This window comes from Aeromonas encheleia (genome assembly GCF_900637545.1).
Taxonomy (GTDB): domain Bacteria; phylum Pseudomonadota; class Gammaproteobacteria; order Enterobacterales; family Aeromonadaceae; genus Aeromonas; species Aeromonas encheleia.
This window is the reverse complement of the sequence record NZ_LR134376.1, coordinates 4335323-4354961: the sequence shown is the minus strand read 5'-3', so window position 1 is coordinate 4354961 and position 19639 is coordinate 4335323. Positions and strand designations below refer to the sequence as shown.

General features: G+C 60.4%; 20 protein-coding genes. 12 read left to right on the top strand and 8 right to left on the bottom strand.

The genetic code is table 11. The annotated features are described in order from the left end of the window. Positions 1–72: 72 nt before the first annotated feature. Genes rsmB through def form a run of 3 tightly spaced genes read right to left on the bottom strand, consistent with a single transcriptional unit; the run spans position 73 to position 2895 of the window. On the bottom strand, positions 73–1365 hold the full coding sequence (gene rsmB, locus EL255_RS20355) for a 16S rRNA (cytosine(967)-C(5))-methyltransferase RsmB (RefSeq protein ID WP_042652918.1): 1293 nt from the start codon (positions 1363–1365) through the stop codon (positions 73–75). 60 nt (positions 1366–1425) lie between these two features. After that, complete coding sequence (gene fmt / locus EL255_RS20350; protein WP_042652917.1) at positions 1426–2370, bottom strand: methionyl-tRNA formyltransferase; 945 nt, start codon at positions 2368–2370, stop codon at positions 1426–1428. Positions 2371–2382: 12 nt separating this feature from the next. Then, the gene (def, locus tag EL255_RS20345; RefSeq protein ID WP_042652916.1) at positions 2383–2895 is read right to left on the bottom strand and encodes a peptide deformylase; all 513 of its coding nucleotides are present in this window, start codon (positions 2893–2895) and stop codon (positions 2383–2385) included. Between the two features lie 108 nt (positions 2896–3003). Between def and EL255_RS20340 the strand changes: the two genes are divergently transcribed. From EL255_RS20340 to aroE, 8 genes are all read left to right on the top strand, one after another. Beyond that, positions 3004–4092 (top strand): LysM peptidoglycan-binding domain-containing protein, encoded by a 1089-nt coding sequence (locus tag EL255_RS20340; protein ID WP_042652915.1) that lies wholly within the window; start codon positions 3004–3006, stop codon positions 4090–4092. Position 4093: 1 nt separating this feature from the next. Next, positions 4094–5209, top strand: coding sequence for a DNA-processing protein DprA (dprA, locus tag EL255_RS20335; protein ID WP_042652914.1), 1116 nt, complete (start codon positions 4094–4096; stop codon positions 5207–5209). Next, entirely contained in the window at positions 5202–5675 is a 474-nt protein-coding gene (locus tag EL255_RS20330) for a DUF494 family protein (RefSeq protein WP_042652913.1), read from the top strand. Before dprA ends, EL255_RS20330 begins: the two co-directional genes overlap by 8 nt. Before the next feature lie 55 nt (positions 5676–5730). After that, the gene (locus EL255_RS20325; RefSeq protein ID WP_042652912.1) at positions 5731–6288 is read left to right on the top strand and encodes a DNA topoisomerase family protein; all 558 of its coding nucleotides are present in this window, start codon (positions 5731–5733) and stop codon (positions 6286–6288) included. 74 nt (positions 6289–6362) lie between these two features. Then, positions 6363–6869, top strand: coding sequence for a 5-(carboxyamino)imidazole ribonucleotide mutase (purE, locus tag EL255_RS20320; protein WP_042652911.1), 507 nt, complete (start codon positions 6363–6365; stop codon positions 6867–6869). Positions 6870–7008: 139 nt separating this feature from the next. Continuing rightward, a complete protein-coding gene (locus EL255_RS20315) occupies positions 7009–7569 on the top strand; it encodes an L-threonylcarbamoyladenylate synthase type 1 TsaC (RefSeq protein WP_042652910.1) in 561 nt (186 codons plus the stop codon). A gap of 98 nt (positions 7570–7667) precedes the next feature. After that, positions 7668–8576, top strand: coding sequence for an oxygen-dependent coproporphyrinogen oxidase (gene hemF / locus EL255_RS20310; protein ID WP_042652909.1), 909 nt, complete (start codon positions 7668–7670; stop codon positions 8574–8576). Positions 8577–8677: 101 nt separating this feature from the next. Next, positions 8678–9499, top strand: a complete 822-nt coding sequence (aroE, locus tag EL255_RS20305; RefSeq protein WP_042652908.1) for a shikimate dehydrogenase — start codon at positions 8678–8680, stop codon at positions 9497–9499. A gap of 1019 nt (positions 9500–10518) precedes the next feature. On the opposite strand, the gene yihA is transcribed toward aroE, so the two are convergent. Further along, positions 10519–11175, bottom strand: coding sequence for a ribosome biogenesis GTP-binding protein YihA/YsxC (gene yihA / locus EL255_RS20300; protein WP_042652907.1), 657 nt, complete (start codon positions 11173–11175; stop codon positions 10519–10521). Between the two features lie 142 nt (positions 11176–11317). Here yihA and EL255_RS20295 point away from each other — a divergent pair, with 142 nt between their 5' ends. From EL255_RS20295 to hemN, 4 genes are all read left to right on the top strand, one after another. Beyond that, positions 11318–11935: a c-type cytochrome gene (locus EL255_RS20295; RefSeq protein ID WP_042652906.1), complete on the top strand. Its 618-nt coding sequence runs from the start codon at positions 11318–11320 to the stop codon at positions 11933–11935. Between the two features lie 799 nt (positions 11936–12734). After that, the gene (gene yihI / locus EL255_RS20285; RefSeq protein WP_042652905.1) at positions 12735–13313 is read left to right on the top strand and encodes a Der GTPase-activating protein YihI; all 579 of its coding nucleotides are present in this window, start codon (positions 12735–12737) and stop codon (positions 13311–13313) included. 11 nt (positions 13314–13324) lie between these two features. Next, entirely contained in the window at positions 13325–13765 is a 441-nt protein-coding gene (locus EL255_RS20280) for a DUF2489 domain-containing protein (protein WP_042652904.1), read from the top strand. Positions 13766–13790: 25 nt separating this feature from the next. Next, positions 13791–15164, top strand: coding sequence for an oxygen-independent coproporphyrinogen III oxidase (hemN, locus tag EL255_RS20275; protein ID WP_042652903.1), 1374 nt, complete (start codon positions 13791–13793; stop codon positions 15162–15164). 71 nt (positions 15165–15235) lie between these two features. On the opposite strand, the gene add is transcribed toward hemN, so the two are convergent. The 4 genes from add to EL255_RS20255 all read right to left on the bottom strand — a co-directional run bounded on the left by add (position 15236) and on the right by EL255_RS20255 (position 19524). Continuing rightward, a complete protein-coding gene (gene add, locus EL255_RS20270; protein ID WP_042652902.1) occupies positions 15236–16237 on the bottom strand; it encodes an adenosine deaminase in 1002 nt (333 codons plus the stop codon). Positions 16238–16378: 141 nt separating this feature from the next. Next, a complete protein-coding gene (gene glnG, locus EL255_RS20265; protein ID WP_042652901.1) occupies positions 16379–17797 on the bottom strand; it encodes a nitrogen regulation protein NR(I) in 1419 nt (472 codons plus the stop codon). Positions 17798–17806: 9 nt separating this feature from the next. Next, complete coding sequence (gene glnL / locus EL255_RS20260) at positions 17807–18862, bottom strand: nitrogen regulation protein NR(II) (RefSeq protein ID WP_042652900.1); 1056 nt, start codon at positions 18860–18862, stop codon at positions 17807–17809. 86 nt (positions 18863–18948) lie between these two features. Further along, on the bottom strand, positions 18949–19524 hold the full coding sequence (locus EL255_RS20255; protein ID WP_042652899.1) for a DUF4124 domain-containing protein: 576 nt from the start codon (positions 19522–19524) through the stop codon (positions 18949–18951). Positions 19525–19639: the final 115 nt, after the last annotated feature.

The following is a 19639-nucleotide window of genomic DNA, read 5'->3' as shown; positions in this document are numbered from 1 at the left end:
TCACGCTGTTGCTTCGAAGAGAGGGCGCCAGCCCGCTGGAGGGCGCCCGAATACAGCCTCGACAGTTGCCGCTTACTGCTTGATCAGCTTGGCATAATAGAAGCCGTCCATCTCGGCCTCGCCCGGCAGGAACTGGCGACCCGGACAAGCCGGGGTGTCCTGCTCGTGCAGGGGCACCAGCCTGGCGTCCCTGGTGTCGGCCAGGAAGGCACGGATCTGGTCGCGGTTCTCTTCCGGCAGCACCGAGCAGGTGGCGTAGAGCAGGGTGCCGCCGCTCTTCAGCTTGGCCCAGAGGGCGTTGAGGATGCGGCGCTGCAGCTCGGCCAGCTCGCGGATGTCCTGATCCCGGCGCAACCACTTGATGTCGGGGTGACGGCGGATGACGCCGGTGGCGGAGCAGGGGGCATCGAGCAGGATGCGATCGAACTGACCCTGTGGCCACCACTGGTCCGGCGTACTGGCATCGCCATGGATCACCCGGGCCTGGAGGCCGATGCGATCCAGGTTCTCCTGCACCCGCTTGAGGCGGTTCTCGTCCGCATCGACCGCGATGACGCCGGCGAGGGCGGGTTGCAACTCCAGCAGGTGAGCCGTCTTGCCACCGGGGGCGGCGCAGGCATCCAGCACCCACTCACCCGGTTGCGGGTCGAGCAGGCGGGCGGCCTGCTGGGCGGCACCGTCCTGTACCGAGCAGTCGCCCTGCTCGAAGCCGGGCAGTTTGGTCACGTCGCAGGGGCGCACCAGCAGGATGCAGTCGTCCCCTTCCTCACCGGCCATCGCATTGATGCCGACCTCGGCCATGCGGGCCAGCATCTGCTCGCGGCTCTGGCGCTGGCCGTTGTTGCGGATCCACATGGGGGGGCGCTGGTTGTTGGCCTCCATGATGAATTCCCAATCCTCGGGATAGGCCTGACGCAGCCGCTTGGTGAGCCACTCTGGGTGGCCGAGCCGGATGCTGGGGATGCGGTCGATGCGCAGCAGTATGACTTCGGCGCTGCGCTGGAAGTTACGCAGCACGCCGTTGATCAGGCCGCGCAGGGAGGTGCCCTTGAGCAGCTTGACGGCGTTGACGGTCTCGGCCACCGCAGCGTGGGCCGGAATGCGGGTGTAGATGAGCTGATAGAGACCGACCAGGATCAGATAGTGGAAGATGCGGCTCTTGTTCTTGAGCGGCTTGTCCATCATCTCGCTCACCGCCGCGTCGAGGCGGGGCAGCCAGCGCAGGGTGCCATAGCAGAGTTCTTGCAGGAGGGCGCGGTCGCGAGGCGCCACCTTCTCCTGGGCAGCAGGCAGAACAGCGGAGAGGGATTGGCCCTGATCCAGCACCTGTTGAATAACGAGAGCGGCCTGTGCACGTGTTTTCATAGAGTTACCTTAGATGCGCAAGTCGGGGCCCGGGCCCCGCTTGTTTCAATTCAATTCAATTCAATTCAATTGCGTGCCGGGTGCAAACCAGTCGCGGCGAGAGTTGAGCAGATCCGAGACGGACATGGCCTTCTTGCCAGGCGGTTGCAGGGTCAGCAGGCGCAGCACGCCCTTGCCGGTGGCGACGTCGATCCCCTGCTTGTCGGCCTTGAGCAGAGTACCGGCCGCCTGGCCATGTTCCTGCTCGAGCACCTCGGCCTGCCAGACCTTGATGGTCTGCTCCGCCACCTCGAACCAGCTGATGGGCCAGGGATTGAAGGCGCGAATGCAGCGCTCGATGGCGACGGCCTCCATGGACCAGTCGATGCGCGCCTCTTCCTTGGAGAGCTTCTGGGCGTAGTTGGCCAGGGCATCGTCCTGCGCCTCGGCGGCGGTATCACCGGCGGCCATGGCGTTGAGGGTTTCGACCAGCGCCTGCGGTCCCAGCTCGGCCAGCTTGTCATAGAGGCTGGCAGAGGTCTCATCAAAGGCGATGGGGCAGCTCACCTTGCGGATCATGGCGCCGGTATCCAGCCCCACATCCATCTGCATGATGGTCACGCCGGTTTCGACATCGCCCGCCCAGATGGCGCGCTGGATAGGTGCGGCACCGCGCCAGCGTGGCAGCAGGGAGCCGTGCACGTTCAGGCAACCCAGCCGCGGGGTGTCGAGCACCGCCTTGGGCAGGATCAGGCCGTAGGCCACCACCACCATGAGATCGGCGCCGAGGGCGGCCAGCTCGGCCTGTGCGGCTTCGTTGCGCAGGGACGCGGGTTGGTAGACCGGCAGATTGTGGGCGAGGGCCAGCTCCTTGACCGGGCTGGCGCTGAGCTTCTGACCACGGCCCGCCGGCTTGTCGGGCTGGGTATAGACGGCGACGACCTCGTGGTCGGAAGACAACAACGCCGCCAGGTGACGGGCGGCGAAGTCGGGAGTACCGGCAAAAATCAGTTTCAGCTTATTCAATGGGGCAGATCCTCAGAGGGCTTTGCGATCTTCACGAGCCATCTTTTCCAGCTTCTGACGGATGCGCTGGCGCTTGAGCGGGGACAAGTAATCCACAAACAGCTTGCCGACCAGATGATCCATCTCATGCTGTATGCAGATAGCGAGCAGATCGTCCGCTTCCAGCTCGAACGGCTTGCCGTGGCGATCCAGTGCCCGCACCTTGACCCACTCGGCGCGCGGCACCAGAGCGCGGCTGCCGGGGACGGAGAGGCAACCCTCTTCGATGCCGGTGCTACCCGACTGCTCGAGGATCTCCGGGTTGATCAGCACCAGCTGATCTTCACGGTCTTCAGAGACGTCGATGACGATGATGCGCTGATGAATGTCGACCTGAGTCGCGGCCAGGCCTATGCCTTCCTCCGCGTACATGGTTTCGAACATATCATCTACAATCTGTTGTAACTCGGGTGTAATGGTCTCGACAGGGGCTGCGACGGTACGCAGGCGCTCATCGGGGAAACGCAATACATCTAGAATGGCCATAGTTTTTTCTTTAGTTTCATATAAACGCAGTCAATATTGACGTAATTCTAGTCATTTACGTCGACAAAAAACAGCAACACTTTGCGTGCAGAAGTAACAGGGAGTGTTATGCATCTGAAGCAAATCATCCTCGCCTCTCTGGCGACAGCCTTGGCCGGTGGTGCCATGGCCGACCAGCTGACGCTAAAACCCGGTTATCCAGACAGCTATGTCGTCCAGAAGGGGGATACCCTCTGGGACATCTCGGGCCAATACCTGGCCGAGCCCTGGCTCTGGCCACGCCTCTGGAACATCAATCCCCAGATTGCCAATCCGCACTGGATCTACCCCGGTGACGTGTTGCAACTGAGCTGGGTCAATGGCGAGCCTCGCCTCGGCAAGGCCAGCCAGGGCGGCAAACAGGTCATTCACTTGTCTCCCAAGAACCGCTACGAGAACAAGGCCAGCCCGATCCCGACCCTGCCACTCAGCGAGATAGGTCCCTTCCTGCAGACCGACCACATTCTGGCCGACAGCCAGCAGGTCAAGGACCTGCCCTATGTGCTCGGCAATAACGAGAAGCACGTCGGCATGCTGGAGGGGGATACCCTCTATGTGCGGGGTTCGCTGACCCCGGGCCAGGACTACGGGGTTTATCACCCGGGCGTGACCTACAAGGACAGGCAGACCGGGGAGCAGCTCGGTCAGGAGGCCGTTTTCGTCGGCACGGTGCGGGCGGAGGAGCGGCTGGCCAACGACAGCACCAGAGTCACGCTGACACACAACAGGCGCGAGGTGTATCAGGGGGACAAGATCATCCCGCTACCGCCACAGGAGAGTCTCTCCGCCGTATTCATGCCGAAGGCGGCGCCAACCATCTCCCCCGGCTATGTGGTCGAACTGCCGAGCAAGGCGCGCGGCGGCGGCAAGTTTGATGTGGTGCTCATCAACAAGGGGCTGCGGGATCGGGTCGCCCCCGGCGATGTGCTCGAGATCCAGCGCCCGGGCGCCGAGATGGTGGACAGGGATGGCAAGGTCTCATACCGCGAATATGCCTCAGTGTATAACAAGGCCTTCTACTCGGCGGGCAAGTCAGCTCTGCCATCTGAGGCCGTCGCCAGGGTCATGCTATTCAAGGTCTACGACAAGCTGAGTTATGGCCTCATCCTGCAGAGTCAGGAGATGGTCAGCTCGGGCTACCAGGTCACCAACTTCTGACGTGTCGCCTCCACTCGAACGGCTCGCACTGTGGCTGACGCTGGATGCGGTGACTGGCATAGGTCCTGTCACCGCATCTCGCCTGCTGGCCCACTTCGAGGGGGATATCGCCGCCCTGTTTGCCTGCGACGATGCCAGGCTTCGGGAGATGGGCCTCAGCGAGGCCCAGATCCGCCAACTCAGGTGGCCACTGCCCGAGGTAGAGCAAGGGCTGCTCTGGGCGAGCAGGCCGGGTCAGCATCTCATCTGTCCAGATACCCCCAGTTATCCCTCCCTGTTAAAAGAGATCCCCGCCGCGCCGCTGCTGCTCTATTGCCGTGGCGCGCTGGAGGCGCTGGCGCTGCCCCAGTTGGCAATGGTGGGCACGCGCCATCCCACTTATGCCGGCAAGGACAACGCGGCTCGGCTGTGCGCCGAGCTGGTGGAATGCGGCCTGGCGATCACCTCGGGGCTGGCGCTCGGCATCGATGGCGTCTGTCATCAGCAGGCGTTGACGGCCGGGGGCGTGACGCTGGCGGTGTTGGGCTCTGGTCTCGATTGCCTCTATCCGAAGCGTCATCAGGGGTTGGCCATGCAAATCCTGGAACGCGGCGGCCTGCTGATCTCCGAGCTGGCGCCGGACAAAGGGCCACTCGCCGAGCACTTCCCCCGTCGCAATCGCATCATCAGCGGGCTCTCCCTCGGTACCCTGGTGGTGGAGGCGGCCGAACAGAGTGGCTCCCTCATCACGGCCCGTTACGCCTTGGAACAGGGGCGCGAGGTGTTCGCCGTACCCGGCGCCCCGCAGAATGTGCAGGCATTGGGCTGCAACAGGCTGATCCAGCAGGGGGCCAAACTGGTCTTGACTGCGGCCGATGTCATGGAGGAACTGCCCGCCTTGGTGCCGCTGGCGAGACCGGCGAGTCATTCACCCGAGCCTTCGCATAATAGCGAATTGCCTTATGCCGATTTGTTGGATAACGTAGATTATGAAGCCACGAGCGTGGATACCGTTGCCGAGCGGTCCCGGCTTCCTGTCGAACTGGTGTTGGGCAGGTTGGTAGAGCTGGAGCTGGCCGGTGCAGTGATGGCGGTAGCCGGTGGATACGTCAGAACGAGGAGGGCGAATCATGTTTGATGTATTGATGTACCTTTTCGAGACCTACATCCACAGCGATGCTGATGTGATGGTAGAGCAGGATGAACTCACCGACGAACTGAGCCGAGCCGGTTTCAATCAGGACGAGATCGAGAAGGCGCTCAACTGGCTGGAAAGGCTGGCCAATCTACATGACAGCGAACGGGAGGTGTATGTCTCCGCCAGCGCACAAGGCTCGATGCGGATCTATGCCCCGCAAGAGCTGGCCCGCCTCAGCACCGAATGCCGTGGCTTCCTGCTGTTCCTGGAACAGGCCCAGGTGCTGAATGCCGAAACCCGCGAGATCTGCATCGAGCGTCTGCTCGAGCTGGACAAGCCGGATATCGAGCTGGACGATTTGAAGTGGGTCGTCATGATGGTGCTGTTCAACGTACCGGGCAGTGAAAATGCCTACCAGCAGATGGAAGAGCTGGTGTTTGATGAGTCAGACGGTGTCATTCACTGACAGTCCGGTGCCGCGCTGGTAGAATTCAGGCCATCTGGATTTCAAGGCGCGGCCCATGTCAAAAATCGATCATCACCTCTTTTCTGCCCACGAGAACGCGTTCGAGCGAGAGCCTTGCCCGCAGTGTGGTGCCGAGCTGGTGATCCGCCAGGGCAAGCATGGCCTCTTTCTGGGCTGCTCCGCCTATCCCGCCTGTGACTACATCCGTTCCCTGACACCGTCCGGCCGCGACATTGAAAAGGTGCTGGAAGGTTCCGCCTGCCCGGATTGTGGTCAGCCGCTGGCGATCAAGAAGGGGCGTTACGGCCTGTTCGTCGGTTGCACCCAGTATCCGGCCTGTCAGCACATCGAATCCTTGCAGGAAAGCGACGACACCCAGATCCTCTGTCCCGAGTGTGGCAAGGGTCATCTGGTGAGCCGCACCTCCCGCTACGGCAAGCAGTTCTACTCCTGCGACGGCTATCCCCATTGTAAATATGTGGTTAACGACAAGCCGATCCCCATGCCTTGTCCCGAATGTGGCTGGGGCATCATGGTGGAGAAGAAAGTGAGGGGAAATCTGAGGTGGATCTGCCCGCAAAAGAAATGCGGCCATCAGAGTGAGCAGGTATAATCCCGCCGCCGTAACCAAATTGAAACGTTTTCGGCGAACTTCAACCCCCCACTTGGAGTAAGGAAATTCCCACCATGAATAAACCCTTTGTTGCCGTATTGATGGGCTCTGATTCTGATTTTCCCGTGATGCAATCCACCCTTGAAGTCCTCAAGTCGTTTGATATCACAGTGGAAGTGAAGGTCACCTCCGCGCACCGTACCCCGGCCGCTACCCATCAGTATGTCACCGATGCCGAAACCCGTGGTTGCAAGGTCTTCATCTGCGCCGCCGGGCTGGCCGCCCACCTGGCTGGTGCCGTGGCCGGCATCACCACCCGTCCCGTGATCGGGGTGCCCATCGATGGTGGCCCGCTCAAGGGGCTGGATGCATTGCTCTCCACCGTGCAGATGCCGGGTGGCGTGCCGGTGGCGACAGTGGCGATCGGCAAGGCCGGCGCCAAGAACGCCGGTTATCTGGCTGCCCAGATGTTGGCCGTGGCCGATGACGCCCTGGCAGTCAAGGTACGCGCCGAGCGCCAGAAGAATGCCGAAGAGGTGATGGCCAAGGATGCCGCCCTGCAGGCTCAACTGCTCAAGTAAGCGATGAGGCGGCAGCCAGCCTGACGGGTCGTATTTTTTCTGCGTTCCAGGGAAAATGAATCTGAACAAGCGGTTGCCGCTCTAGCAGACTCAATGTCAATCAGTGATGAGGCGGTAGCTCGGCTACCGCATTTTTTCTATGCCAAACGAATTTGAACAAGCGATTGCCGCCCTCCGCGATGACGGGGTGATCGCCTACGCGACCGAGGCTGTGTTCGGCCTGGGTTGTGATCCCGATTCCGAGTCGGCCGTGCAGCGTCTGCTGGCCATCAAGCAGCGTCCGGTGGAGAAGGGGCTGATCCTGATTGCCGCCGATCTGGCGCAGTTGCAGGATTACATCGATCTGAGCCAGCTCAGTGCCGATCAGCTTGCCCGAGTACAGACTAGCTGGCCGGGTCCCTTCACCTGGATCATGCCCGCCCGTGCCACGACGCCTGCTTGGCTCACCGGCCAGTTCGATACCCTGGCGGTTCGAGTGACGGCGCATCCTCAGGTGCAGGCGCTGTGCCGCGCCTTCGGCAAGCCGCTGGTGTCGACCAGCGCCAATCTGACCGGTGAAGCGCCCGCTCGCTGCGTCGCCGACATAGGCGCGCCGCTGGCGCACCTGCTGGCCTATATCCTGCCAGGCGAAGTGGGTGAACAGGCTAATCCGTCCGAGATCAAGGACGCCAGAACCGGCGCTGTCATTCGCCCCTCTTGAGGGCATATCTTCTTTGCCAGGCCGCGAGCGGCCTCTGACTTTGGCAGCGACACCATAATAAGACGGGCGGGACAGGATCCCGCCCGACTGGAGACGAGATGAGCAAACCGGACGTGGCCCAGATCAAGGCCTTCCTACTGCAGCTGCAGGACGAGATCTGCCAGGGCCTGGAGCAGGCCGATGGGGAAGGGCGCTTCGTGGAAGACGCCTGGACCCGTGAGGGTGGTGGTGGTGGCCGTACCCGGGTGCTGCGCCAGGGCGCCGTGATTGAGCAGGGGGGCGTCAACTTCTCCCACGTTTATGGTGATGCCATGCCGGCCTCGGCGACCGCCCATAGGCCGGAGCTGGCGGGGCGCAGATTCGAGGCCATGGGGGTCTCGCTGGTGATCCACCCCCACAATCCCTATGTGCCGACCAGCCATGCCAACGTCCGCTTCTTCATCGCCGAGAAAGAGGGTGAAGAGCCCATCTGGTGGTTCGGCGGTGGCTTCGATCTGACACCGTTTTACCCCTTTGCCGAGGATGTGCTGCACTGGCATCAGGTGTCGCACGATCTCTGCCAGCCCTTTGGTGAGGAGATCTACCCCGAGTTCAAGGGGTGGTGCGATCGTTACTTCTTCCTCAAGCACCGCAATGAGACTCGTGGTGTCGGCGGCCTCTTCTTCGACGATCTGAATCGCTGGCCGTTTGACGACTGTTTCGCCTTTATGCGGGCGGTGGGCAGAGGTTACCTCGATGCCTATCTGCCGATCATCGCGCGGCGCAAGGCGCTGCCCTATGGGGAGCGGGAGCGGGAGTTCCAGCTCTATCGGCGCGGTCGTTACGTGGAGTTCAACCTGGTCTACGACCGGGGCACCCTGTTCGGGTTGCAGACCGGTGGCCGCACCGAGTCGATCCTGATGTCGATGCCGCCGCTGGCGCGCTGGGAGTACGATTGGCAACCCGAGCCCGGTAGTCAGGAGGCATTGCTCTACAGCGACTACCTCACCCCCAGAAACTGGTTGTGAGAAGAAGGGCCCAAGGGCCCTTTTTCGTGGCCGAGATTCGGCTTGTCCCCCGGGGGGAAAACCCGTTAAATCGGGAGACCGCCCTTCGATGGATATATTTGATGGATCGTTATCTGGTTTTTGGCCACCCGGTGCGCCACAGCAAGTCTCCCTTCATCCACACCCTGTTTGCCAGGCAGACCCAGCAGGCGCTGGAATATGGCCTGGCCGAGCCCGCAGTCGATGATTTTGCGGTCAGCCTGCAGACCTTCTTCGCCGAGGGGGGCAAGGGTTGCAACGTGACAGTGCCCTTCAAGGAGCAGGCATTCTCCCTGGTCGCTCGACTGAGCCCACGGGCCCAGCGGGCCGGGGCGGTCAACACCATCAAGCTGACCGACGACGGGGTGCTGCTTGGGGACAATACCGATGGTGCAGGCTTGGTGGCGGATCTCAAGGCCCATGGGGTGAATCTGGCCGGTAGCCGGATCTTGCTGCTCGGGGCGGGTGGTGCCGCCCGAGGGGCGCTGGCGCCCCTGCTGGCCGAGCGACCGAGCGAGCTGGTGATTGCCAACCGTACCCACGCCAAGGCCGAGCAACTGGCCACCGAATTCCAGGATCTGGGGGCGGTGATGGCCCAGGCCTATGAACAGCTGAGTGGCTCGTTCGATCTCATCATTAACTCCACCTCCGCCAGCCTGCAGGGGGACCTCCCCCCCCTGCCGCCGGCCATGATCCACGGCGGTGTCGCCATCTACGACATGATGTACGGTGCGGCGGATACCGCCTTCATTCACTGGGCCAAGCAACATGGCGCCCTGCACACAATGGATGGGCTGGGCATGCTGGTGGAGCAGGCGGCCGAGGCGTTCACCGTGTGGCGCGGCATCCGGCCGGGGACCAAGCAGGTATTGAGGGAACTCAAGCGTAATCTGGGGATACTGTGAGTCAGGCTCAGTGTCTCGAGGGATGAGGCTGGGGTTCGATGAGCGGCATGTGGATTTTCTGGTCAGACTGATGGGAGCTTTCCCGATGGTGGTATCGGTTGGAAAAGCTGGCTGACCTGCCTATCAGTCGGGCAGAAGCCAGGCAGACGATATTTTGATGGCCTTCGAGCATGCAACGGATGAACTAAAAACACATTAATAACAACGTACTACGACGAATGCTTTAATGTGCCCGCAAGATTTTCAAGTTTTTTTTCAATACAGCGGAACTTGAGTGAAATGGCGCTGACTAACTAGATAGTTGAGGAAGTGCTAGCTAGTCACCTTTATAACTCCCCGGTATTCGTACTGGGGATTTTTTTATCTATATGAAAAATAAAGTGAATTCTCTTATACGTTTTTTATGAAACTAAATTACATAAATTACTTTCACTTTTTGCTGCTTTGCTGTACAGTTCTCGATGTAGGGTACAGAGGTAAGATGTTCTATCTTTCAGACCTTTTATTTCACGTAATTGAATGTGGCTGAATAGCAGCCCCGATGAGTCATCGTCGGGGTGTTTTTTTATGCGCCTTATTTAGAGCAAAAGCTTTAATTTGATCGATTTTTTGCTAGAATGAGATGTTTCTTGAGGAAAACCAATCGTCTTTGTTCTCGAGAATTAGCTTTTTCCCAATTTTTTGAACTCATTGCTTCAGGCCAGACCGCAGATAGCGGGACTGGCCTCATTTTTGTCCCTTTTCCTCCCATTGTTGTAATAAATTTTCATTTTCGTTCTTGAAGTGCCTTCGGCATGATCTCTGTCGCTGGAATAATGAAAACGCTATCAGGGCTATTGAAAGTTAATTCTCTAGGCGGTCGAACTTATTATCTGCCTGATATTAAATGATTTGTTGTTTATTGCTGGTCGGAATGACCGTTATCGGGGTGAGGAGGGATCTGCGAGGGGTGGCTTGAAAGTCTTTCAATCAATCAGCGGAGGGCCAACTCCGCTCATTGCAGCAAGATGAGGAGTAACTTACTCCTCGATCTGGTGATCTTCGTCGATGTCTACCGGAGCGATCTCGGCATTGGACAGATACCAGCCGCTCAGGGTTTGAGCCAGCTTCTCGACGCCTATGTTGTTGAGGGAAGAGAAAGCCTCGACCTGGATCTGCGGACCCAGTTCGGCCACGGCCTGGCGTACCTTGATCACCTGATTGTTACGGGGACCCGGGCTCAACTTGTCGGCCTTGGTCAGCAGCAGTATGACCGGCAGCTCACGGTGTGAGCTCCACTCCAGCATGTTCATGTCAGTTTCTTTGAGCGGGTGGCGGATATCCATCAGGATCACCAGCCCTTTCAAGGACTCGCGGCGCTGCAGGTATTCTGCCAGCGACTTTTGCCACTTGAGCTTCATTTCCAGCGGTACCTGGGCATAACCATAGCCAGGCAGGTCGACCAAACGCTTGCCCGGTTCCAGCTCGAACAGGTTGATCAGCTGGGTACGGCCCGGGGTCTTACTGGTCCGTGCCAGGTTCTTGTGTTTGGTTAAGGTATTCAATGCAGATGACTTACCGGCGTTGGAACGGCCGGCAAACGCAATCTCGACACCCCCATCATTTGGCAGGTGGCGGATGTCGGGTGCGCTGGTCACAAAATGCACCTTATTGAAATTTAGAGTTTGTGTATCCAACGTAAATTCCCCATAGAGATAGAGGGTTATAGAGTTACTTTTATGTGAAATCGTGTAAAATAGCGTCGCTTAAACGCGTTTATTTTAACATGCCTTCAGCGGCATGGGATCTGGAAGCCTAATAACGAGAAGTTGGAACGCCATGAAGAACCTAGTCATTACTCTTGCTCTGATGGTTGGCGTAACGGGGATGGCACAAGCCAAGGGCGATGCCGCTGCGGGACAAACCAAGGCTGCCGTGTGTGCGGCTTGTCATGGACCGGACGGTAACAGCCCAGTCGATATGTATCCCAAGATTGCTGGTCAGCACGCATCATATATCAAAAAACAATTAGTTGAACTGAAGGCTGCTGCTTCTGGCCAAACTGGCCGGGTTGCACCCATCATGGGACCCATGGCGTTGCCCCTGTCCGATCAGGATATGGACGACCTGGCCGCCTACTATGCCACCCAGAAGGTCACCCCGGTCGCGGTGCCGGATGACGTTGTCGCGGCAGGCAAGGCGCTCTACATGGGAGGAGACATGAGTCGTGGTCTGGCGGCTTGCACTGCTTGCCACGGACCGCGTGGCTCCGGTGTCGAACAGGCCAAGTATCCCAGCCTGTCAGGCCAGCATCCCGCCTACATCAAGGCCCAGCTTACCGCTTTCCGTGCGGCGGCCCGTGAGAACGATCCGAACGGCATGATGCGGGACGTGGCCAAGAAGCTGACGGATCAGGATATCGAGGCGCTGTCCAAATACGTGGGCGGTCTGCACTGATAGCACCTGCGGTTTATCTTATTGAAAAGAACGGGGAACCATTGGTTTCCCGTTTATTTTTGACCTTTAAAACTATTTACTCTAAATGGCCTGCATTGTTGTAAGAGATCTCCCATTTCCAAGCCTGGTCCGGGCTGAAACTAGTCATGGCTTTCATTATAGAAACTATAATTTTCAATATGTTGAATTAAAACTGAAGATTTATGTTCGTTTGAAAACATTCTGAGTGGATTGAGCCTTTTTGCCAAGTTGCTACAGTGGGTGCATGGAGTGGCCCAGCGAGCGGATTCAGGTTCGGGAAGGCGAGACAGGGAGTCGGCTCGGCGCAAGTGATGAGCAACGGATTGAAAGACCAGGATGGTGACCGCTCGGGACGAGCGGGGCTGCGGGAGGCAACCACCCCGAATGGATGGCAGGACGTCATCGGGACGGGTCAGGCAAGCACACGCACATTCAGGATTGACCAACAAGGGTCAGGAAGACCCCAAGATATGATGCGCAGAGGTACGCCAAGGGAAAAGGCGATTCGCAGCCAGGGAATGGGACTCGCATAAGCATATCAAGGCAGCTTCGGCTGCCTTTTTTCTGTTGAGTCATTAACCCGCCCAGCCATTCTGTGTCAAAATACCAGCAACATGCCCAGAGGATGCCGATCCTGCGGTGTTCAGCGGCCAAATATGGCCGAATTGGTGCGGGATCCCACTCTTGTTCCAGATTTACTGTTCCCCGCCTCAGCATCCTCCCCGGACGAGATCCTCCCGGGCGCGGGCTTCAATCCAGATATTTCTCGGAGTCATTCATGTCGGCCAAACAACCCACCCGCAAGCCTACCGGCAAGCGCAAAGAATCAGATGCCAGTGCCATAGAAGGCCGTGAGCGCAAACGCGCCGCCAAGCGCAAGGGCTTGAAGGCAGGCTCCCGCCAGCAGGCAGAGCAGTCCAACAAGAGCGGTAGTGGCAAGCAGGCCAAGGATCCGCGCATCGGCTCTCGCAAGCCGGTCGTGCTGATCGTGGAAGAGAAGAAAACCAAACCGGTTGCACCCAAGCCGCTGAAAGAGAAGGCGCTGCTGATGACGCCGGAGCAGGAACTTGCCGCCATCGAGAACGATGATCGCCTGAACGACCTGCTGGATCGGCTGGATACCGGCGAGACCCTGGACGCGGCCGAGCAGGCTTGGGTCGACCAGCGCGTCGATCGTTATCAGGAGCTGATGGATGAACTCGGCATCATCGACACCGATGAAGACGAAGACGACGATGGCTCCTTTGACGAAGAGTATGACGAGCCGAGCCAGCCTGCCTCCGAAGAGGAGCTGTGGGATCGCTTCAGCAAGGTCGACTATCAGCCAGAACCCAAGCCAGAGCCGAAGAAAAAGTGATGAGTGGATGGATGCTGGCCGCCCTGTTGGGTGGCCTGATCTTGCTGGGGCTGGCAGTCTACGCCGGTACCCTGCTGGCCCGCCTCAAGCGCCAGCGCGACATGCAGCTGCGTGCCATCGCGGCCCGCAATGAACGTATCCTCGACAGCGTCAGGGTCATCGCCCATGCGGTGCGGGATGGTCAGTGCGACTATTCCGAGGGGGCCATCCGGCTGACCAACCTGCTGGATGCCTTGCAGATCCCGGGCGGGCGTGCCTTTGCCAGCGAGTTTCCCGGCCTGTACGACCTCTATGAGAAGGTGAAGGAGATGCCGACTCACGAGGCGAGGCGGACGCTCAAGCGCAATGAAGTGATGAGGATGGATCTCGAGCGCAGTGGCTACGAGGCCGAGCTGGAAGCGCAGATCCTCAAGGATGTGGCGCGACTGAAGGACTTTCAGTTGACTCGGTGATAACAAGAAGAAAGAGGAAGCAAGCGTGCAAGCAGAACAGATTGTATGGGACCAGGCCCTGATCGAAAAATACAACTACAGCGGTCCGCGTTACACCTCCTATCCCACCGCGCTGGAGTTCAACGAGCGCTTCGGTTATCCGGACTTCGTTCACGCCGCCGAGCAGTATCCGGCGCGCAATCTGTCGCTCTACGTGCACATCCCTTTCTGCCACAAGCTTTGTTACTACTGCGGTTGCAACAAGGTGATCACCCGTCACCAGCACAAGGCCGATCAGTACCTCGATTTCCTCGAGCAGGAGATCAAGGCCCAGGCTCCGCTGTTCAAGCACCGGCTGGTGACCCAGCTGCACTGGGGCGGCGGCACGCCCACCTATCTGGATGAAGCCCAGACTCGTCGCCTGATGGCCATGTTGCGCGAACACTTCCGGTTCGCGGACGAGGGCGAGATCAGTATTGAGGTGGATCCGCGCGAGATAGCGATCGACATGCTGAATGTGTTGAGGGAGCTGGGCTTCAACCGCATCAGCCTCGGCGTGCAGGACTTCAACAAGGCGGTTCAGGTCGCGGTCAACCGCGAGCAGGACAACGACTTCATCCGCGCCATGCTGGAGCGTGCCCGCGAGCTGGGATTCCGTTCTACCAACCTGGATCTCATCTATGGCCTGCCGCACCAGAACCGCGACAGCTTCCACCACACCCTGGAGGAAGTGCTCAAAACGGATCCGGCCCGTCTCTCCATCTTCAACTACGCCCATCTGCCGAGCCGGTTCGCCGCCCAGCACAAGCTGAAGGAAGAGGACATGCCAGCCCCCCGGGAGAAGCTGGCGATGCTGCAGGACACCATCGCCTTCCTCACCGGCCAGGGCTACCAGTTCATCGGCATGGATCACTTCGCCAAGCCCGATGACGAGCTGGCGGTGGCGCAGCGCGAGGGCAAGCTGCACCGCAACTTCCAGGGTTACACCACCCAGGGGGATTGCGATCTGCTGGGGTTGGGGGTCTCCTCCATCAGCATGATCGGCGATGCCTATTCCCAGAACCAGAAAGAGCTCAAGGCCTATTACGCCCAGGTGGAAGAACTGGGTCATGCCCAGTGGAAGGGGTGCTCCCTGAATCGGGACGACCTGATCCGCCGCGAGGTGATCAAGCGCCTCATCTGCGACTTCTCCCTGAACTTCGCCGCCGTCGAGCAGGCCCATGGCCTGGTCTTCAAGGAGTACTTCGCGGAAGACCTCAAGCTGTTGCAGACCTTCGTCGACGACGGTCTGGTGCGCAGAACCGAAGAGGGTCTGGAGGTGGTATCCACCGGCCAGCTGCTGATCCGCAACATCTGCATGTGCTTCGATGTCTACCTGCGCAACAAGGCGCGCCAGCAGCAGTTCTCCCGGGTGATCTGACTCGGTTGTGTGCCTGGAACATAAAAAACCGCCCCTCGGCGGTTTTTTTATTGGGCGCTAAGGCATGAGTCTCAGCGCTGGGCGGCGCGGGCGCTCAGTTCGGTCTTCTCGCCATCGCTCAGGAAGGCCAGGGTGAGGCCATTTTGCTGGGCGGTGCGGATCTCGCTCGCCGTCATGCCGGCGGCCGGGGCGGCCACCTCGTATTCGTGGGGCAGATCTATGCCTTCCACCGCCGGATCGTCGGTGTTGAGGCAGGCCAGCACGCCGGCGGCCAGGAACTGGCGGACTGGGTGATCGGCGAGGCTCGCCACCGTAGTGGTCTGCAGGTTCGAGGTGAGGCAGGACTCGATGCCGATGCGATGCTCCGCCAGATAGGCCATCAGGCGCGGATCCTGGATGGCCTTGACGCCGTGACCGATGCGCTCGGCGCCGAGCTCACGAATGGCCTGCCACATGCTTTCGGGCCCTGCCGCCTCACCGGCATGCACAGTGACTCTCATGCCCGCGTCGCGCACCTTGCGGAAGTGATCGATGAACAGCTCGCCGGGGAAGCCCAGCTCGTCACCGGCCAGATCGATGGCGACCAGGTGGTCACGCTGGGCCAGGCAGGCTTCCAGCTCGGCGTGACACTGTGCGGTGCCGAAGGTGCGGCTCATGATGCCGATGAGATTGGTCTTGATGCCGAAGTCGCGGCTGCCTGCGGCGACGCCGTCGATGATGGCCTCCACCACCCCCTGCGGATGCAGCTTGTGGGCCATCGCCATGTAGGCGGGGCTGAAACGCAGTTCGGCATAGTCGATGCCGGCGCGCAGCAGATCTTCCACGTTTTCATAGGCGACCCGGCGACAGGCATCGTAGTCGGCCAGAACGGCCACGCCCCAGTCCAGCTTCTTCAGGAAGGCGACCAGGCTTGGCTCGTTCTCGACGATCTGCACGTGGGGGCGCAGCGCCTCCAGCTCGTCTGCGGGCAACCGGATGTTGTGCAGGCGACCCAGCTCGAGAATGGTCTGCGGGCGGATGTTGCCATCCAGATGGCGGTGCAGGTCGGTCAGGGGGAGGGATCTGTCAATCATGGAGGCGCCTTCTGCGAGTCGGGTTGGAAAGCCTGCCATTCTAGGCAGGGCTCCTAAAAAAGATACCCCGTTTGCAAGCAAACGGGGTCTTATCGGTCGGCGATTCGTCAAGGCGTGATGGGAATCGTTTTTCCTCGGGCATCAGGGAATGTCGAGCTCCTTCAGCTTGCGAGTCAGGGTGTTGCGACCCCAACCGAGCAGGCGGGCGGCCTCCTGCTTGTGGCCGCGGGTGTGTTCCAGCGCCGTCTCCAGCATGATGCGCTCGAACTGGGGCAGGGCGTCGGCCAGGATGTCGGTTTCCCCCAGCGCCAGCTTAGCGGCCACCCAATCCTGCAGCTGCTGCTGCCAGCCACCGGACGAGGCGGGTTGGCCCGGCTCCGCCGTGCTGGTGATGGGGGTCAGCAGCTCGGGCGGCAGATCGCTCACCAGCACCTCCTGACCCGAGGCCATCACCGTCAGCCAGCGGCAGACGTTCTCCAGCTGGCGCACGTTGCCCGGCCAGGGCAGGCGGCTGACATAGGCCTGGGTATCCGGGTGCAGGCTCTTGGCCTCCACGTTGAGCTCCTTGGCGGCCCGCAGCAGGAAGTGATGGGCCAGCTGGGGGATGTCCTCACGCCGCTCCTTGAGGGCCGGGATGTGGATGCGGATGACGTTGAGGCGGTGGAACAGATCCTCCCGAAACTCGCCATCGGCGACCCGCTTCTCCAGGTTCTGGTGCGTCGCCGCTATGATCCTCACGTCCACCTGTACCGGTTGATGGCCGCCGACCCGGTAGAACTGGCCATCGGCCAGCACCCGCAGCAGCCGGGTCTGTACGTCCAGCGGCATGTCGCCGATCTCGTCGAGAAACAGGGTGCCGCCGTCGGCCTGCTCGAAGCGGCCGTGACGGATGTTGTTGGCGCCGGTGAAGGCCCCCTTCTCGTGGCCGAACAGCTCGGATTCGATGAGATCTTTCGGGATCGCCGCCATGTTGAGGGCGATGAAGTTCTTGTGGGCGCGCGGGCTGTGCTTGTGCAGGGCGTGGGCGACCAGCTCCTTGCCGGTGCCGCTCTGGCCGTTGATCAGCACAGAGATGCTGGAGCGGGAGAGCCGGCCGATGGCGCGGAACACCTCCTGCATGGCTGGCGCCTCACCGATGATCTCGGGGCTGTTGCCGGGCTCCTGCTGGCGTGCCTTGCGCTTGGTGCGCTGCTCCTTCAGATGGTTCTCGGCGCGTCGCACCAGGGTCACCGCCTCCTCGATGTCGAACGGCTTGGGCAGGTATTCGAAGGCGCCGCGCTGGTAGGCGTTGACCGCGCTGTCGAGGTCAGAGTGGGCGGTCATGATGATGATGGGCAGATCGGCCTGGCGGCGGTGGATCTGCTCCAGCAGGCTGAGCCCGTCGATGCCCGGCATGCGGATATCGGACAGGATCACGTCCGGCGAGCGCATCTCAAGCGAGCTCAGCAGGGCTTCGCCATCGGCAAAGCTCTCGCATTCGAAGCCTTCGCTGCCAAGGGTGCGCTCCAGGACCCACCGGATGGAGCTGTCGTCATCGACGATCCACACTTTTGCTGTCATGAGGTTCCCTTATTTGCGAAGCGGTAGATAGATGGTGAATTCGGTGTGACCTGGCCAACTGATGCAGTCGATGCGCCCCTTGTGTTGATCGATCAGGTTCTGGGCGATGGAGAGACCGAGGCCGGTGCCACCATCCTTGCCGGTGATCATGGGGTAGAACAGGGTGTCGCGGATGGCATCCGGGATGCCGGGGCCGTTGTCGATGATCTTGATCTCGGCCGCCAGCCGGTAGCGCTGGCCGTGGATGGTGACCTGAAAGGCGGTACGGGTCTTGATGCGGATGAAGCCGGCCTGCTCCCCCAGCGCCTCGGCGGCATTGCGCACCATGTTGAGGAAGGCCTGCTGCATCTGATCCGGCTCCATCTCGAACTCCGGAATGCTGGGGTCGTAGTCCCGCTCGATGCGGATCTGGGGCGGCAGTTCCAGATCCACCAGGCGGCGCACCTGCTCCAGCACAGAGTGCACATTGTGCATCTGGTGCCGGCCGGGGCGCTGGGGGCCGAGCAGGCGATCGACCAGCACCCGCAGCCGATCGGCCTGCTCTATGATGATGCCGGTGTATTCGCGCAGGGCCGGATCCGGTAGCTCCTTTTGCAGCAGCTGGGCCGCGCCGCGCAGGCCACCCAGCGGGTTCTTGATCTCGTGGGCCAGGCCGCGCACCAACTCCTTGGCCGCTTGTTGCTGGGCATGTTGCTGCAGCTCCTGGCTGATCTTCTTCTGCTGATCGATCTTGCGCAGTTCCACCACCATCAGCCGCTGCTCGTGGTCGGCCATGGGGCTCACGCTGATCTCGACCAGCCTGGGTTCCCCTTCCACCACCAGGGTGACTTCGCTGTCGGTGAAGCCCTGCCCCGAAATGAGGCACTGCTTGAACCGTTGCAGATCGAGGGAGATGTGCTCCAGCAGGTGGGGCAGTTCGATCCCGATCAGTCGCCGCTCGCTGAGGGAGAGCAGTTGTTCGGCCGCCGGGTTGACGAATTGAATGCAGAGCCGTTCATCCATCAGGATGACGGCGGTCAACAGGTTGTCCAAGAGGGTCTTGGCATGATCCGAGCGGGTTGGCACAGGTTTCTCCCTAAAACGGTGCTGCACACTAATGATGCACCGATATGGTGCATTGAGTTTACCCGCATCGGTGCATCACATCACCCCTAATCGGCCTTGGGGGTGGGTTTGGGAGCTGGATCTACCGTCGTTCTGTGCAGGTAAAAGGTGGCTGGTTTAGATTTAGCAAGGATCGTACCGTCTTTGGCGAGCAGCTCGAGCCGTGCCTCGTGGGCACCGCGATCGAGGTTTTCGACCCGGATGGCCAGGCTGTTATGAACGAGGGGGGCCGCCTTGCCGTTCAGGGTGAGGCGGACATCGTATTGTACCGGGGCATGGGGGCTGACCTCGGCCTGAAACACCACGTTGCCGGTGTTGTCACGCAGGGTGCTGCCCGGTTCGGGGGAGAGCAGCGTGATCGCCAGTGGGCTGGCTTCCTGCGCCTTCTTGGCATCGACACCGGTCAGGCTATTGAAGTTGTCGACCTGAACCGAGTGGGGGGCCGTGCCGATGAGGGGGGAGACCCGCAGATCCAGCTCCTTGGCCCGTTTGCCGGGGGGAGGGGCATCGGTGTAGTGGGTCACGCCATTGGCATCGACCCAGGAATAGACTGTGGCGGCCTGCGCGGCGCAGGGCATCAGCAGCAACAGGCCCAGCATCCATATCGGGTGTAAATTTTTCATCCATCTCTCCTTGACGGTGTCCTGTTTAATCCTATCAGAGAAAAAACGCTCAGACCGATTGTCGGACCCATGGGGATAAGATAAGCCGATGGGATGACATGGGTGCCGGGCTGAT

What these genes read in the sequence shown, in the direction of transcription:
- def (WP_042652916.1), bottom strand. Translation starts at nt 2,895, where the DNA reads ATGGCCATTCTAGATGTATTGCGTTTCCCCGATGAGCGCCTGCGTACC.
- EL255_RS20315 (WP_042652910.1), top strand. Translation starts at nt 7,009, where the DNA reads ATGCCAAACGAATTTGAACAAGCGATTGCCGCCCTCCGCGATGACGGG.
- glnG (WP_042652901.1), bottom strand. Translation starts at nt 17,797, where the DNA reads ATGACAGCAAAAGTGTGGATCGTCGATGACGACAGCTCCATCCGGTGG.
- add (WP_042652902.1), bottom strand. Translation starts at nt 16,237, where the DNA reads ATGATTGACAGATCCCTCCCCCTGACCGACCTGCACCGCCATCTGGAT.
- EL255_RS20295 (WP_042652906.1), top strand. Translation starts at nt 11,318, where the DNA reads ATGAAGAACCTAGTCATTACTCTTGCTCTGATGGTTGGCGTAACGGGG.
- EL255_RS20325 (WP_042652912.1), top strand. Translation starts at nt 5,731, where the DNA reads ATGTCAAAAATCGATCATCACCTCTTTTCTGCCCACGAGAACGCGTTC.
- hemF (WP_042652909.1), top strand. Translation starts at nt 7,668, where the DNA reads ATGAGCAAACCGGACGTGGCCCAGATCAAGGCCTTCCTACTGCAGCTG.
- aroE (WP_042652908.1), top strand. Translation starts at nt 8,678, where the DNA reads ATGGATCGTTATCTGGTTTTTGGCCACCCGGTGCGCCACAGCAAGTCT.
- rsmB (WP_042652918.1), bottom strand. Translation starts at nt 1,365, where the DNA reads ATGAAAACACGTGCACAGGCCGCTCTCGTTATTCAACAGGTGCTGGAT.
- EL255_RS20255 (WP_042652899.1), bottom strand. Translation starts at nt 19,524, where the DNA reads ATGAAAAATTTACACCCGATATGGATGCTGGGCCTGTTGCTGCTGATG.
- EL255_RS20340 (WP_042652915.1), top strand. Translation starts at nt 3,004, where the DNA reads ATGCATCTGAAGCAAATCATCCTCGCCTCTCTGGCGACAGCCTTGGCC.
- purE (WP_042652911.1), top strand. Translation starts at nt 6,363, where the DNA reads ATGAATAAACCCTTTGTTGCCGTATTGATGGGCTCTGATTCTGATTTT.
- EL255_RS20280 (WP_042652904.1), top strand. Translation starts at nt 13,325, where the DNA reads ATGCTGGCCGCCCTGTTGGGTGGCCTGATCTTGCTGGGGCTGGCAGTC.
- yihI (WP_042652905.1), top strand. Translation starts at nt 12,735, where the DNA reads ATGTCGGCCAAACAACCCACCCGCAAGCCTACCGGCAAGCGCAAAGAA.
- EL255_RS20330 (WP_042652913.1), top strand. Translation starts at nt 5,202, where the DNA reads ATGTTTGATGTATTGATGTACCTTTTCGAGACCTACATCCACAGCGAT.